Here is a 14,844-nt window from a genome sequence, read left to right as displayed (position 1 = left end):
ATGAAATACAAAATAAGCTTTTTGGTTATTATGTTTTTTCCCTCTCTGTTATTCTCCCAGATAATATCACAGCCAGGGCACGTGAGGAAGATCTCTTACAATAAATCGAACCAGACGGTTCCGGTCTCCGATGTCCGTTTAAAAGTAGAGACGGAATCCCGGAGTGATGATAAGGGCGATTTTACCTTATTTATTACATCCAATAAGCGGGACACATTCGTTTTCGAGCGAATTTACAAACAGGACTATACTCTTATTTCTCCTCCGGCAAAAGAGCTGAGCAGTACAAAATACGCATTGAACCCTCACGTAAAAGTGGAAATAGTAGTTGCGAATACCAAAGAGTTGCAGGCCGAGCGCCGCCGGATAGAGACGAATATACGTACCCGGAAAGAATCAGAGATAGCCCGTTATGAAAAAATAATATCGGAAAAGGATGCGGAGTTGTCGGCGATGAAAGAAAAAAATGCCCGTTATGATCAGTTGCGGGCCGAACGCGACAGTTTGGAAAAAGTCTTGAATGAATTTTCCGTACGTTATTACGATTCGGATAAATATATACTGGAAGAGGCGGATAAATTATCCCGAATAGATTACCAGTCCCTGGATTCGATAGAAATTGTTAACACGGACTTGCGAAAACAAGGAAAAGGCCGCGAGATGGTAGAATATAATAAAAGTTTGCTGCCGGTGAATGAAGCCTCAATTGCGGATTTCCTGCCGGATATGATTGCCCGTACCGAGTCTGATCTGAAAAAACAGAAAGAGTTACGTGATTTTCTGGCTCAGCGGTATAAAGATATTGCCGACGGTTTCTGGCTGGAGTATCAAAATGATTCTGCATCATGTTATTTGGAAAAAAGATTAAATTTGGAGCCGGATAATTATGATTATCTGACGGAGTGCGGTAACTTTTTTCTAATATATATAGCGGATTATAAGAAAGCAAAAGAGTATATAACCCGTTCGTTAGATATCGCCCGTAAAGAGAATGGAGAGGAGAGTAATCAAGTTGCCACATCGTATAATAATATCGGGCTTGTTTATAGTTCCCTGGGCGATTATGTAAAGTCTTTGGAATATTATCATAAGTCTCTGGTGATACGTGAAAAGGTCTTCGGTCCGGACCATCCCGATGTTGCCACATTGTATAATAATATCGGGCTTGTTTATAGTTCCCTGGGCGATTATGTAAAGTCTTTGGAATATTATCATAAGTCTCTGGTGATACTTGAAAAGGTCTTCGGTCCGGATCATCCTGATGTTGCCACATTGTATAATAATATTGGTGGCATTTATTCTTCTCAGGGCGATTATGCGAAGTCACGGGAGTATTATCATAAGTCTCTGGTGATACTTGAAAAGGTCTTCGGTCCGGATCATCCTGATGTTGCCACATCGTATAATAATATCGGGCTTGTTTATGATTCTCAGGGCGATTATGCGAAGTCGTTGGAATATTATCATAAGTCTCTGGTGATACTTGAAAAGGTCTTCGGTCCGGATCATCCTGATGTTGCCACATTGTATAATAATATCGGTGGCATTTATTCTTCCCTGGGCGATTATGCGAAGTCGTTGGAATATTATAATAGGTCGCTGTCGATACTTGAAAAGATTTTTGTTCTGGACCACCCCAGTGTTGCCACATCGTATAATAGTATCGGGTTTTTTTATTCTTCTCAGGGCGATTATGCGAAGTCGCTGGAATATTATCATAAGTCTCTGGTGATACGTGAAAAGGTCTTCGGTCCGGATCATCCTGATGTTGCCACATCGTATAATAATATCGGGTTTGTTTATTTTTCTCAGGGCGATTATGTAAAGTCTTTGGAATATTATCATAAGTCTCTGGTGATACGTGAAAAGGTCTTCGGTCCGGACCACCCCGATGTTGCCACATTGTATAATAATATCGGGCTTGTTTATAGTTCCCTGGGCGATTATGCGAAGTCGTTGGAATATTATAATAAATCATTGTCGATACTTGAAAAGGTCTTCGGTCCGGATCATCCTGATGTTGCCGCATCGTATAATAATATTGGTGGCATTTATTCTTCTCAGGGCGATTATGCGAAGTCGCTGGAATATTATCATAAGTCTCTGGTGATACTTGAAAAGGTCTTCGGTCCGGATCATCCTGATGTTGCCACATCGTATAATAATATCGGGCTTGTTTATAGTTCCCTGGGCGATTATGTAAAGTCTTTGGAATATTATCATAAGTCTCTGGTGATACGTGAAAAGGTCTTCGGTCCGGATCATCCTGATGTTGCCGCATCGTATAATAATATTGGTGGCATTTATTCTTCTCAGGGCGATTATGCGAAGTCGCTGGAATATTATAATAAGTTACTGTCGATACTTGAGAAATCCGGCAAAGATTCTCCGGATGTATTGGACGTGCGTAATATCGTAGCGCTTTTATTATCCCAATTAATAGAGTCGGATTTGATCGAAAAGAGTTTAAAAATATCTTATAAAGAAAGATTATGCAAACTTTTGGCGGAATGTGTCTTTACGGGAGAGGTAATAAAAGGCGATCATCAGGCCTATCGTAAAGGTTTACGCGGAAAATATTATATATTATGTTGTGGCGGATGGGAATGTATAAATAACGATAACCTTTTTGTGTATAAAAATCAATTAGAAAATAAACCTAAAATGGTAATATTTATGCAGGACGGGAAAATTATACAAGAGTATTTCGGGCCTGAAGCAGTCGGGTTGAAATTTTCGTTAGAACTTTTATCCGGAACGGATAAGGAAAAGTTATTGAACCGGTATAAAGATTGGAAAAAAAGGAACGGGTCTGTTGTGGACGAAGTCATGATGGCACAATGATTTAAACAGAACGTTTTTTGTTGTGTAAATGTAAAAAATATTCCTGATTTTCTCTAAATAATCATTGGAGAAAATCAGGGATATTTATTTCGTGATAAAAAATTATAGCGGCTTATTCTTCCTGGAATTTCTGGTCTATTTTGAGCAGGTTTATCGCCAATGCCACAATATTTTGGGATTCCTGTATCATCGTGAGGAATACCATACCTACTTTAATATAAGAGGATTGTTCTTGCATGTGGTGCATTTCTTCCCGTTTTATTTGTGCCAATTGGTTGATCAGTATATTCCCTGTGGAGATGAGGTCTTTGAAGCCCTCGCCTTCGTTGCGTGCGATCCACAATTCGCAATCTTTCAGGAATTGCGAAATGCCTGCGGCTATTTCGGAGAAGTGTACTTTTTGTTCCGGTTCGAGAGGATTAAAGTTGTTGTCGGTATGTTCCAGTGCGGGTTCACAGATACGTTTTACACTGTGTAATATATCGGTGGCAAAATCGTTTCCCTGAAAAAGATAGAGGCTCTTTTCAAGAGCGTCTTTATCACTCAGTTTGGAAATCCCCATAGTACCTATTCGTTTGACCTGTTTGAAATAGCGGCGTTCCACTTCGATATGGTTCATCGCTTTGCGCAGGGTACGGTAACTTTCGTTGATGAATCCTGTTACCATTTGATTATAAATAACGGAACTCCATTCCATGAGTTTTGCATATTCTTCCCGGCTGAACTGGCGTAAAAGTACGAGTGCTTTATTGTTGTCTGTGTTTGCCAGCATTTGTTTAACGAGAGTATCGTTCTTTTCTACTTTCATTTTACGTTTGTAAACGATCTGGCTGCGGATGAGGAGATAAGCGACCAGAGCTCCGAGCAGGATAATAGCGATTGTTCCTCCGAAATAAATGAGCATGGTTACCATGAAACAAATCATGAATGCGGCTCCTGCCGTAATGAACCATCCTCCGATGACAGAGATAACTCCGGTTATGCGGTATACGGCGCTTTCCCGTCCCCAGGCACGGTCGGCCAGCGAGCTACCCATCGCGACCATGAATGTAACGTAGGTAGTGGAAAGAGGAAGTTTCATTGATGTTCCTAACGCAATAAGCAAACTGGCCAGTACCAGGTTTACGGACGCTCTTATGAGGTCAAAGGAGGCTCCGTTTTCCAAGATAACATCATCTTTATCGAAACGGGAATTAAGCCAGCTCCTTACCTTAGGAGGAATCGCATTGATAAGATTGGATGTGGAACCAGTAGTCAGCCTCACCAGCTTCCGGGCTATGGGAGAAGTACCGAATGTTTCTTCTCCTTCTTCCTGCCGGGACAGGTCGAGAGCTGTTTTTACAACGTTATGGGCTTTTTTGGATGTAAACAATACATATACCATAATTGCTCCCGACGATATGAGGAATATAATCGGGGTCTTTGCCGATTGGGTAAGCGAGGTCATCAGGAAACTGTCCGGTGTTGTTCCGTTGGCATTATGGATAAAATCGGTATAGGAAGAGAACGCGGCGAGGGGGACTCCGATAAAATTGACCAGGTCATTTCCGGCAAATGCGAGCGCCAGTGCGAAAGTTCCTAATAGAACGACGATTTTAAGTATATTGATTTTGAGCCATTGGAATATTTGCATCAGTACGGTGAATCCGATGAAGCACACGCCCAGGATATGAGTCGTATACTCTTGTATAAGTTGTTTGATTTCAGAGGTCATGAATGACGATTCTTTCAATCCCTTAAAAAGAATGAAATAAATGATCGCGGTAGTGGCAAATCCTCCGAACAGGGCCCCGAAATATTTGAGCTGCTTTTTATAATTGAATTTAAAAATAACCCGGGATATATATTGTACGATAGTTCCGAAGAAAAATGCAATGGCTACCGAGACGAATATCGCCAGTATGACCGATAAGGCTTTGTCCGTATTGATAAGGTCTCCCAGCACGAGATTGCCATTGGATTTGATGGTTTTCACCATGGCCATGGCAAACGTTCCTCCTAATAGCTCGAATACCATCGATACCGTTGTGGAAGTGGGCATTCCCATAGAATTGAAAATATCCAGCAATACCACGTCGGTAAGCATCACGGCCAGCAATATGCACATTATTTCGTCGAAATAAAAATATTGCGGTTGATAGATTCCGTGTCTGGCTATATCCATCATGCCGTTTGAGAAAGATGCCCCTATAAAAATACCGATACCGGCGATGATCATTACGGTTCTGAAAGATGCTGCTTTGGAACCTATGGCGGAATTCAGGAAGTTGACGGCATCGTTACTTACACCCACAGCCAAGTCAAATATAGCTATAATGAAAATGAATACGATAATAGCCAGATAAAAAGTTTCCATATGAAGTGTTTAACGTTATATCTTTTTTCGGTTGCAAAGAAACGACTTTCATGTTACAAAACGATTACAATATTGTATCTATCCTGTTTCCGGAAATTATTGATACTCTGTATTTGATACAACTCAGTATTGTTAAAGTTCGGCCTATATTGATTTTTTATAATACCGGACTCATAAGACGCACGACAGATTCTTTAAATTTTTCCCAGGTGGGGCGTCTGCGCCATACGGATGGTTTAATACGCTGGCAGTTTTCCAGGTCTTTAAAGAATATTTCTTTCATTTCTATCGCTTTTTCCTTATCGTACATAAATGCGTTTCCTTCGAAATTATGTTCAAAGCTGCGGAAATCTAGATTGGTGGAACCGATGGTGAAGAATTCGTCGTCCGATACGATGGTTTTCGCATGAAGAAATCCGCCTTGGTAGAGATATACTTTTACACCGGCTTTTAACATTTGGGAGACATAAGAAAATGTAGCCAGTCTCAAAATCATAGAGTCGGAACGGTCGGGTATCATCAAGCGTACGTCTACTTTGGAAAGAGCCGCCGTTTGCATCACTTTCAGCAGTGCCTCGGTGGGCAGGAAATAGGGCGTTTGTATATAGAGATAGCGTTTTGCATTGGAAATGGCTCTTAGAAAACCAAGAGCAATATTACTCCACTGTCCAATGGGACCACTGGTGACTATTTGTATCCCGGTATTGCCGCACATGGTGGTAGGAGGAAAATAATCGGGACCTGCGAGAAGTTCTTTCCGGATAAAACTCCAGTCTACCGAGAAGGATGCTTGCAGACCATGTACGGCCGGTCCGGTGATACGCGCATGCGTATCGCGCCAGAATCCTAATTTCGATTCCGACATATACCGGTCGGCGATATTAAGCCCTCCTATATAACCGACTTTTCCGTCGATAACGACAAGCTTCCGGTGATTCCGGTAGTTGATCCTGTTGGCAAGGCTGGGAAATGTTACTTCCAGGAAGGGATATACTTCGATACCGTGAGTTTTCATCTCGTTGAAAAAACGATTCTTGACCTGCCAGCATCCTACATCGTCATATATCACTCTTATTTCTATTCCTTCTTTTGCACGTGCGATGAGGAGATCCCGTATCTTATTTCCTAATTTGTCATTTTCAAAAATATAATACTGTATGTGTATGTATTTATGGGCGCGATTAATGTCCTGGATGAGCCGTTCGAATTTTTCCTTACCTGAAATAAATATTTCCACTTCGTTATCCGGGTAGAATGTCATTTGTCCCATCGAAGAGCATAGGCGGATGAGTTGTTTGCTGTCTTCGCTCAGGTTCAGTTTGCTTATTTCTACAGCGGGATAAAAATCTCCTTTACGCAGTTTGCGTTTACTTTTCCGGGAAATCATCCGGTGCCTTCTGAAATCCTGTCCGAAAAACAAATAAAAAATAAGGCCGACGAACGGTAATGAAATAAGTACGACAATCCATGCGATGCTCTTGACCGGATTGCGGTTTTCGAGTATGACAACAATAATCGTACCTATGATAGTGATAGCGTATATCAAATACAAGGCATAATATAACCAGTCGGCCGGATGTATGATCAGTTCTGTCATGTAAAAGATTTGACGACTAAAATAGCTAAAAGTTTTTTAAAAAACAATCGTAATGTTATTTTGTTGGAGTGTTGAAACCTGCTAAGGTGCGGATATATGAATTTTTATCGTATAAATCTTATTATAAATCGGGATGTAACTTCTGAATTTTATCTACTTTTGTGATCTCAATCGTGCGATGTTATTTTAATGTTTACAATTTAGAATTTAAAAAAGTAGGGGCAGATGAAGAAGGATTCTTTTAACCAGATAATATGGTTGTTCCTGTTTACATTGTTGTTTCTTGTCGTCTTCTCTTTTTTGCCAACTGTCGAGTGGGGGCCGTTAAAAACCAAAAAGATCGATCTTATATCGGATATACGGGTTAAGGATATTCCTGCATATGTCCCGGAAAAGGAGGTGCGATATGCTGATGAGGTTTTGCCTGAAGATACTACCCGCATACAAGAAGATACCCGTGTTGCGATTCAGAGCGGCGATACGACGGTAATACGCCGAAATCCTCCCAGGCTTTCCAACGGGACGGTGGTTTTTGAAGATTTCTCCCCGTCTGGAGACGGTCTTTCTCGCTTTCTGGATGCCTTGCGTACTTGTAAATCTTCGGACAGACCTGTGCGGATTGCATTTCTGGGGGATTCTTATATCGAAGCGGATATATTCACACAAAATATACGGGAGGAGCTGCAAGCCCGTTTCGGGGGAGGTGGAGTAGGATATGTCAACATGTATTCGGAATTTCCCGGATTCCGCCGTTCGATCGTGCAGAGCGGGAAAGGATGGATTACTCATAATGTGGTGAATCCCAAAGCAATGGAATGGGATAAAATGACTTTGCTTCATCAGTATTATATTCCGGAAGAAGGTGCTGTAGCGACATATAAAGGGACGAACCGTTTGAAAGGTGCGGATAAATGGAATGTATCCCGGTTCCTTTTTATAAACAGAAATCGCAGTACTGTTAGAATGCGCTTAAGCGACGGAGTATGGATGTCGTATTCACCTTCTTCGTCCGGAGAAATTCAGGAATTGGTGCTCGAAGGGGAGACTTCTTCTTTTCAAGTTAGGGTAGACAGTGTTTCCGGCTTTACGGCTCTTGGTGTGTGGCTGGACGGGCAGACAGGAGTTTCGGTCGACAATATTTCTATCAGAGGGTATTCAGGTACTTCTCTCGGCAGAATGAATGTGGGAAAAAGTTTTGAAATGAACGGTTTTATACCGTACGATCTGATAGTATTGGAATACGGATTAAATGTCATGACAGCTGAGATAACCGATTATCGTAAGTATGCAGGGCAAATGAAACAGGCTGTTTCCCATTTGAAGGAATGTTATCCGGATGCAAATGTAATGATCTTAGGCGTGGGTGACCGCAGTTACCGTAAAGACGGAGAGTTCATAACGATGCCTGCTGTCCCTGCTTTGGTGGAAGCACAGCGCGAGGTGGCCCGTTCGTTAGGGGTTGTTTTCTGGGATACTTATCAGGCGATGGGAGGATATAACAGTATGCTGTCTTTCGTAGGGCATAAACCGCCTTTGGCAAATAAAGATTATACACATATCAATCATGCGGGGGGCAAACAATTGGCTGGTTATTTCGTACGGTCACTGGAACTGGCTTTGGAACCTTCAGAAAATATTACGGGACATGAGGATTAAACTATTCTATATATTGGGGCTGGCATGTTTGTCGATGCTCTCATCCGGTGCTTATGCACAAGGTGATATCGCTGTTCTATCCTGTATAAAAAAAGATTCTAACCGGATAAAAGACCCTGCGGGGCTATTACATGGTTTTTATGATAAGCTATATGCTTTAAAAGATTCGGGACACGTGGTGAGAGTGCTGCATATCGGGGATTCCCATTTGCAGGCCGGTTTTTTTTCGGGAGAGGTAATGGCCGAGTTGCAAAAAACTTTCGGAAATGCGGGTAGGGGACTGATTGTGCCGTTGAAGTTGGCGAAGACTAATGAACCCCGGGATTATTCTATTACATCGGACATAGACTGGGATTTTTCCAGATGTGTGGGAAAATATAATAAATATCCTTTGGGTGTAGGAGGAATATCTTTAGTTCCGGAGAGCCGTGAGATAGATCTGAACATAGAGACATTGAGCCAAACTGCATGCAATAGTTTCAACCGTATAGAACTTTTCCATGCGCCTATGTCGCCGCGTCTGCATATTTCGGACGGGATGCAGGCGTTGAGGGTAGATTCTTTATATCCTTTCATGACCTGTTATGAATTGGCTGAACCGGTTTGTAGTCTGCGTTTGCGAGGATTGGTTACAGGGGCAATCGATTCTTGCCTGTTTTATGGTGCCAGCCTGGAGAACGGAGAAAAAGGTGTTTTGTACCATGTCGTAGGGAATAACGGGGCTATGTACGAAAATTATGCGTCCATACCTGATTTTACACCCCAGGCCGCTGCTCTTCATCCCGATATTGTCATCATCTCATTGGGAACCAATGAGGCGTTCGGTAGCCGGGCCGATGCTATGGTTATCAGACGAAATATAGATATGCTGGTTTCTTCCTTGCAAAAAGATATGCCTGAAGTTCCTGTGCTGCTGACTACCCCCGCGGAATGCCAGAAACGCATGCGCGGACGTAGGCGGAAAGGAGGTCGCCGGACTTATTTTGCGGTGAATCGGCAGATTTCCGATGTGCGGGATATTATACTGAATTATGCCGGAGATAAAGGACTGCCTGTATGGGATTGGTATATGGTGTCCGGGGGTACGGGTTCTTCTTCGAAATGGGTGAGATCGGGATTGATGGCCCGGGACCGTATTCACTGTACAGCTGAAGGTTACCGCATTCAGGGCAATTTACTGTATCAAAGTTTAATGGACGATTATCATGGATATATTCAACATAGATTTGAGTAAAATTATTGATTTCGGGAGGTTGGGGAAACTTTTCCTATATGACGAACGTAATCCGTTATTGTTTAACAGCGGGCTATTCTTTTTCATTTTTACCGGTTTTCTGCTTTTATACAGATTATTGAAGCATCATGAATCTTTACGTATTATTTATGTCATCCTTTTTTCGTTCTACTTTTATTATAAGTCGAGTGGCGTTTATGTACTTACGTTGCTGGCCGTAGGTATCTGGGATTATTGTATCGGTATGGGGTTAGGGCGGACGGAAAACAGGGTTTTGAGGCGCTTACTGGTACTGCTCAGTATATCAGCGAATCTGGGCATGTTATGTTATTTTAAGTATACCAACCTTATATTTGAAACCATCGCTAATATACGTCAGCAGGATTTCGATCCTTTTAACATTGTACTTCCTATCGGCATTTCTTTTTTTACGTTCCGTTCTCTTAGTTATATTATAGATGTATACCGTAAAGAGATGGATCCTTTAACGAGTTTGCGTGACTATATATTTTTCCTGTCTTTTTTTCCGCCTCTCGTTGCGGGTCCTGTTGTACGAGCCAAGGACTTTGTCCCCCAGATACACCGTCCGTTGGAGATTACTCCCGAAATGATGGGCGAAGGGCTTTTTCTTGTCATTACCGGATTAATAAAGAAGGTGGTTATTTCTGATTATATCAGTGGTAATTTTGTAGACCGTATATTCGATAATCCATTGTTATACAGTGGATTCGAAAATCTTATGGGCGTTTATGGTTATACTTTGCAGATTTATTGTGATTTTTCGGGATATTCGGATATGGCTATAGGGCTTGCTCTTTTGATGGGATTCCGGTTTAAAATAAATTTTGATTCGCCTTATAAGTCTGCTTCCATAACCGAATTCTGGAGGCGCTGGCACATTTCATTATCGAACTGGTTGCGCGATTATCTTTATATTCCCATGGGAGGTAGCCGCGTTCCCCGGTGGCGTATTTATGTGAACCTTTTCATCACGATGGTAATAGGCGGTTTATGGCATGGTGCCTCCTGGTTATTTATCATTTGGGGGGCGTGGCACGGTTTTTTACTGGTCATACATAAATTTTTCAGACATATATTTCCCGAAAATAAAAATAAGCCGGCGGGAAAATTTCGTCATTTTATAAATGTATTTTTTACATTTAACCTGATTTGCATAGGCTGGGTATTTTTCAGGGCTCCTTCGCTGGAGGTAGCCGGACAGATATTTACTCAGATATTTACGAATTTCCACCCTGAGATTATTCCTGCTTTTGTGGACGGATATTTGTTGATCGTTGTTACAATGCTGATCGGATTCATTCTTCATTTTACGCCTCATAAGTATTCTTTGCGAATACAGAAGGGGCTCGAGTGGCTGCCATTGGCCGGTAAAGCTTTTGTTTTTGCGATGGTTATATTTTTAGTGTTACAAGTGCGTTCCAGTGAACTTGTACCATTTATTTATTTTCAGTTTTAAATTGAAAATAATTTTTTGTATATTTGAAAATTAATAAGTCAAATAACGACGTATATATGAATAGAAATCTACTTACTTTAATTATATCTCTCTTTTTTTCTCTTTTTGCTTTTGCCGGTTCCGGGACGCAAGAGTCTCCTTATTCGGTAAATGAAGCATTGGACAAGAAAGGAACAGTTTACGTGCGCGGATATGTCGTGGGAGAAATGAACGAATATTCGAATAATAAATATTTTTATCATGTCGCTCCTCCTTTCTCCGGATCTTCCGCGTGGCTGATTGCTGATAACAAAATGGAAATAAATCTGGATAAGTGTTTGATCGTGAAGATAGACGCAGATAATTATAATCTTGACGAAAATCCTCGGTACTGGGGTGCTGAAGTGTTGGTATCAGGGGCCCTGGTGGATTATTTTAATAAGAAAGGGATTAAGAATCCTATAAGTTCCGAAGTCCTTTCCCAAGATCTGTCTGATAAGACACAATATTGGAATCTTTTTGAAGATTTTGAAACGAAAAAGGGATATACTCCTAATAGTTCGCTCATGTATGGAGGAGGTACTTATAAAGGAGAGACAGGGACCTGGATATTCAAAGGTGCGACTTTAGGAATGACTGGCGGTGATGCCAAGTGGGACGGTGCTGCTGCTCACCTGAGATTGACGGAGAGTACGTCCGGTGAGCCCGGATATATTGTTATGGGAGATGATAAATCCGACGGTATCGGTTATATTCGTTTTTGGGCGGCTTGGTATGATACCGATAAGAACGGGACGGTTTCTGTTTATATTTCGCCGGATGGAGGAAAAAACTGGGAAGCAGTTGCCAAGAATATAAAATTATCGAAAAGCCTCAAAGAATTTCAATATTATGTAAATAAACCCGGAAATTGGCGAGTGAAATTTCAGAAAGGTGAAAATACCCCATATGGAATAAATATCGACAATATCCATGTCAGTGATTATGAACCGACAGCATCTGTTTCTTTGCCCGATGCCCAGGAATTTGTTTTTCTGGCAAAAGGAGGGAATGGACGTATAGAGATGTCTTGCAAAGCGGAACCGGGTTTGAATATTCAGGTTTATTCTATTACCGGACAATTATATAAGCAGGTTTATGTCCCTTCCGGAAATTCGGTAATACAGGTTTCTCCGGGTTGTTATTTAGTGCGTTCACCTTTGAAAGTAGCAAAAGTTATAGTACAATAATCAAGCAAAAGCGCGGCTTGTTTGTTATAAAGTTAGAATCTGAAAAATTAAGTTTATGAAAAGATATCTGACTGTTTTTTCTGCAGTGCTCCTCACTTTTTCGGGCTATAGTGCCCTTCCTTATGATAAATATCCCGCTTATAGCGGAGATGACCTCGAATTAACCGTAAGCGGTGATACGACCCGTTTTGCTTTATGGGCTCCAACTGCCCGTGCCGTAAAACTTCGTTTATATAATGACGGAGAAAAAGGGGCTCCCTATGCTATGGTGGATATGCACCGTAGTAGTCCGTATTCTCCGTGGAGGACAGAGATAGATTCTTTGCTTTACGGTAAATTCTATACTTTCTCTATTCAGACGAAGGACGGAAAATGGTTGGCCGAAACCCCCGGAATTTGGGCAAAGGCAGTGGGGGTAAACGGAAAACGTGCCGCGATTATCGATATGGCCGCTACCAATCCCGAAGGTTGGGAGAATGACCGGAAGCCTGAACTGAAAAATTTTACAGATATTATTTTGTATGAAGTGCATCACAGGGATTTTTCTATAGACTCGACTTCCGGTATACGGAATAAAGGAAAGTTCCTGGCATTGACCGAAGAAGGTTCCCGTTCTCCCCAAGGGCTAAAAACCGGAATAGATCATCTGAAAGAATTAGGAGTTACTCATGTACATATATTACCTTCTTATGATTTCGGTTCCATTGACGAAACCCAATTAGGGGATAATAAGTATAACTGGGGATATGATCCTCAAAACTATAATGTTCCGGAAGGTTCTTATTCTACCGATCCTTATGATCCGGCTACGCGGATACGTGAAATGAAAGAGATGATACAGGCTATGCATAAAAACGGGTTACGTGTAGTTATGGATGTAGTATATAATCATACATATACCGGAGACGGTTCTAATTTCAGTCTTACCGTGCCCGGGTATTTTTACCGGCATAATCCGGACGGGAGCTATTCCGATGCATCCGGGTGCGGAAATGAAACGGCTTCGGAACGGGAAATGATGCGCCGTTATCTCATAGAGTCCGTCCTGTATTGGGTAAAAGAGTACCATGTGGACGGCTTTCGTTTCGATTTGATGGGTATTCATGATATCGAGACAATGAACCAGTTGCGGGCCGAACTCGATAAAATAGATCCTAGTATATTCATTTATGGCGAAGGCTGGGCTGCAGGTAATTCCCCCTATCCTGCAGAAAAGCGCGGATTGAAGGTAAATGCGCCGAAAATGCCGGGTGTGGCAGTATTCAGTGACGATATCAGGGATGCAGTAAAAGGCAGTGTGCATAAAGATAAAGAGCCGGGATTTGCCTCCGGACAACGGGGATTGGAAGAGAGTGTGAAATTTGGTATTGTAGGTGCTACCCGACATCCTCAGATAGATTATACACAGGTTAATTATTCGGATGCTCCGTATGCATTATCTCCTGCAGATGTGATTAATTATGTTTCCTGTCATGACGATTTTTGCCTGGTCGATAAATTTAAAATATCTGTACCGGACGCTTCGGAGGAAGATTTGCTCCGGTTTGATAAGCTGGCCCAGACTATTATTCTTACTTCGCAGGGCGTTCCTTTTATTTTTGCAGGAGAAGAAGTTTTCAGAGACAAAAAAGGAGTGAAAAATTCGTACGAATCTCCCGACAGTATAAACCGGATAGACTGGAGTCAAAAGGAAAAATATAATGATCTTTTCAGCTATTATAAGCAATTGATAGAATTGAGGAAGAACCATCCTGCTTTCAGAATGACAACTGCCGAAGATATACAAAAACATCTGGAATTCGCTCCGCAGACACAGCCTAACGTGGTTTCTTACTTGTTGAAGGATCATGCAAACGGCGACAGTTGGGCCGATATCTGGGTAACCTTTAACGGTAATGATAAAGATGCGGTGGTCAGGATACCCCAAGGCACATGGACTGTGATATGTGATAACGGGCAAATAAATGAGAATGGAATACGGCAGGTATCCGGAGGAAATGTCGTGGTTCCCCCTTTCAGCGCATTAATCATGAAACGTTAAAAGTGTGTCGGCTATTTTCTAAATGGTTGTGAAAAAGTATTAATATACCGGTGGCTTTCGATAAAAAGAGCCGCCGGTTCTTTAATTTTCGATGATAATACTTATATTTGTGTAGAATTTGGTATAGAAATGGCCGAAAGTCCTAAGAAAATACTGGAAATCTTCGGGGATAAGCTGAACAGGCTTATTTCGGAAAGCAGAAGGCTGGAAAACGAGAACAAGGTATTGGAAAATCGTTTGGCTGCGCAGCAACAAGTGTGCGACGAATTACAGACGAAACTGGCGGAGGCTGAAACAAAATATAAAAATTTGAAAATGGCCCGGGAATTGTCGCTTGGAGAGGGCGCAGACCAGGAAGCTAAGGCCAGATTTGCCAAATTGGTGCGGGAAATCGATAAATGCATCTCTCTGTTAAATGAATAGGCGATGCT

General features: G+C 41.7%; 9 protein-coding genes. 7 read left to right on the top strand and 2 right to left on the bottom strand.

Annotated elements, in window-relative coordinates; genetic code table 11:
• Positions 1-2,844 carry a tetratricopeptide repeat protein gene (locus tag OCV73_RS05850; protein WP_167551216.1) on the top strand — a complete coding sequence of 948 codons (2,844 nt, stop codon included), beginning with the start codon at positions 1-3 and terminating at the stop codon, positions 2,842-2,844.
• Positions 2,845-2,956: 112 nt separating this feature from the next.
• Here the strand turns inward: OCV73_RS05850 and OCV73_RS05845 are convergent, their stop codons facing one another.
• Together OCV73_RS05845 and cls are read right to left on the bottom strand one after the other, a co-directional pair.
• Positions 2,957-5,200: an inorganic phosphate transporter gene (locus OCV73_RS05845; protein WP_147550263.1), complete on the bottom strand. Its 2,244-nt coding sequence runs from the start codon at positions 5,198-5,200 to the stop codon at positions 2,957-2,959.
• Between the two features lie 157 nt (positions 5,201-5,357).
• Positions 5,358-6,797: a cardiolipin synthase gene (gene cls, locus OCV73_RS05840; RefSeq protein WP_147550260.1), complete on the bottom strand. Its 1,440-nt coding sequence runs from the start codon at positions 6,795-6,797 to the stop codon at positions 5,358-5,360.
• Positions 6,798-7,022: 225 nt separating this feature from the next.
• Between cls and OCV73_RS05835 the strand changes: the two genes are divergently transcribed.
• The 6 genes from OCV73_RS05835 (at position 7,023) to OCV73_RS05810 (ending at position 14,836) form a co-directional block, all read left to right on the top strand.
• Complete coding sequence (locus OCV73_RS05835; protein WP_147550257.1) at positions 7,023-8,453, top strand: GDSL-type esterase/lipase family protein; 1,431 nt, start codon at positions 7,023-7,025, stop codon at positions 8,451-8,453.
• Positions 8,443-9,687 carry a GDSL-type esterase/lipase family protein gene (locus OCV73_RS05830; RefSeq protein WP_167551215.1) on the top strand — a complete coding sequence of 415 codons (1,245 nt, stop codon included), beginning with the start codon at positions 8,443-8,445 and terminating at the stop codon, positions 9,685-9,687. The genes OCV73_RS05835 and OCV73_RS05830 overlap by 11 nt, the downstream gene beginning before the upstream one ends.
• Positions 9,659-11,164 carry an MBOAT family O-acyltransferase gene (locus OCV73_RS05825; RefSeq protein ID WP_147550251.1) on the top strand — a complete coding sequence of 502 codons (1,506 nt, stop codon included), beginning with the start codon at positions 9,659-9,661 and terminating at the stop codon, positions 11,162-11,164. The genes OCV73_RS05830 and OCV73_RS05825 overlap by 29 nt, the downstream gene beginning before the upstream one ends.
• Before the next feature lie 56 nt (positions 11,165-11,220).
• A complete protein-coding gene (locus OCV73_RS05820; RefSeq protein WP_147550248.1) occupies positions 11,221-12,372 on the top strand; it encodes a DUF6359 domain-containing protein in 1,152 nt (383 codons plus the stop codon).
• A gap of 55 nt (positions 12,373-12,427) precedes the next feature.
• A complete protein-coding gene (gene pulA / locus OCV73_RS05815) occupies positions 12,428-14,413 on the top strand; it encodes a type I pullulanase (protein ID WP_147550245.1) in 1,986 nt (661 codons plus the stop codon).
• 129 nt (positions 14,414-14,542) lie between these two features.
• The gene (locus OCV73_RS05810; RefSeq protein WP_147550242.1) at positions 14,543-14,836 is read left to right on the top strand and encodes a hypothetical protein; all 294 of its coding nucleotides are present in this window, start codon (positions 14,543-14,545) and stop codon (positions 14,834-14,836) included.
• Positions 14,837-14,844: the final 8 nt, after the last annotated feature.

This window comes from Barnesiella propionica, from assembly GCF_025567045.1.
Taxonomy (GTDB): Bacteria; Bacteroidota; Bacteroidia; order Bacteroidales; family Barnesiellaceae; genus Barnesiella_B; species Barnesiella_B propionica.
The sequence above is the reverse complement of the archived record's forward strand: the minus strand, read 5'-3'. Positions and strand labels throughout refer to the sequence as shown.

What these genes read in the sequence shown, in the direction of transcription:
- OCV73_RS05850 (WP_167551216.1), top strand. Translation starts at nt 1, where the DNA reads ATGAAATACAAAATAAGCTTTTTGGTTATTATGTTTTTTCCCTCTCTG.
- OCV73_RS05845 (WP_147550263.1), bottom strand. Translation starts at nt 5,200, where the DNA reads ATGGAAACTTTTTATCTGGCTATTATCGTATTCATTTTCATTATAGCT.
- cls (WP_147550260.1), bottom strand. Translation starts at nt 6,797, where the DNA reads ATGACAGAACTGATCATACATCCGGCCGACTGGTTATATTATGCCTTG.
- OCV73_RS05835 (WP_147550257.1), top strand. Translation starts at nt 7,023, where the DNA reads ATGAAGAAGGATTCTTTTAACCAGATAATATGGTTGTTCCTGTTTACA.
- OCV73_RS05830 (WP_167551215.1), top strand. Translation starts at nt 8,443, where the DNA reads ATGAGGATTAAACTATTCTATATATTGGGGCTGGCATGTTTGTCGATG.
- OCV73_RS05825 (WP_147550251.1), top strand. Translation starts at nt 9,659, where the DNA reads ATGGATATATTCAACATAGATTTGAGTAAAATTATTGATTTCGGGAGG.
- OCV73_RS05820 (WP_147550248.1), top strand. Translation starts at nt 11,221, where the DNA reads ATGAATAGAAATCTACTTACTTTAATTATATCTCTCTTTTTTTCTCTT.
- pulA (WP_147550245.1), top strand. Translation starts at nt 12,428, where the DNA reads ATGAAAAGATATCTGACTGTTTTTTCTGCAGTGCTCCTCACTTTTTCG.
- OCV73_RS05810 (WP_147550242.1), top strand. Translation starts at nt 14,543, where the DNA reads ATGGCCGAAAGTCCTAAGAAAATACTGGAAATCTTCGGGGATAAGCTG.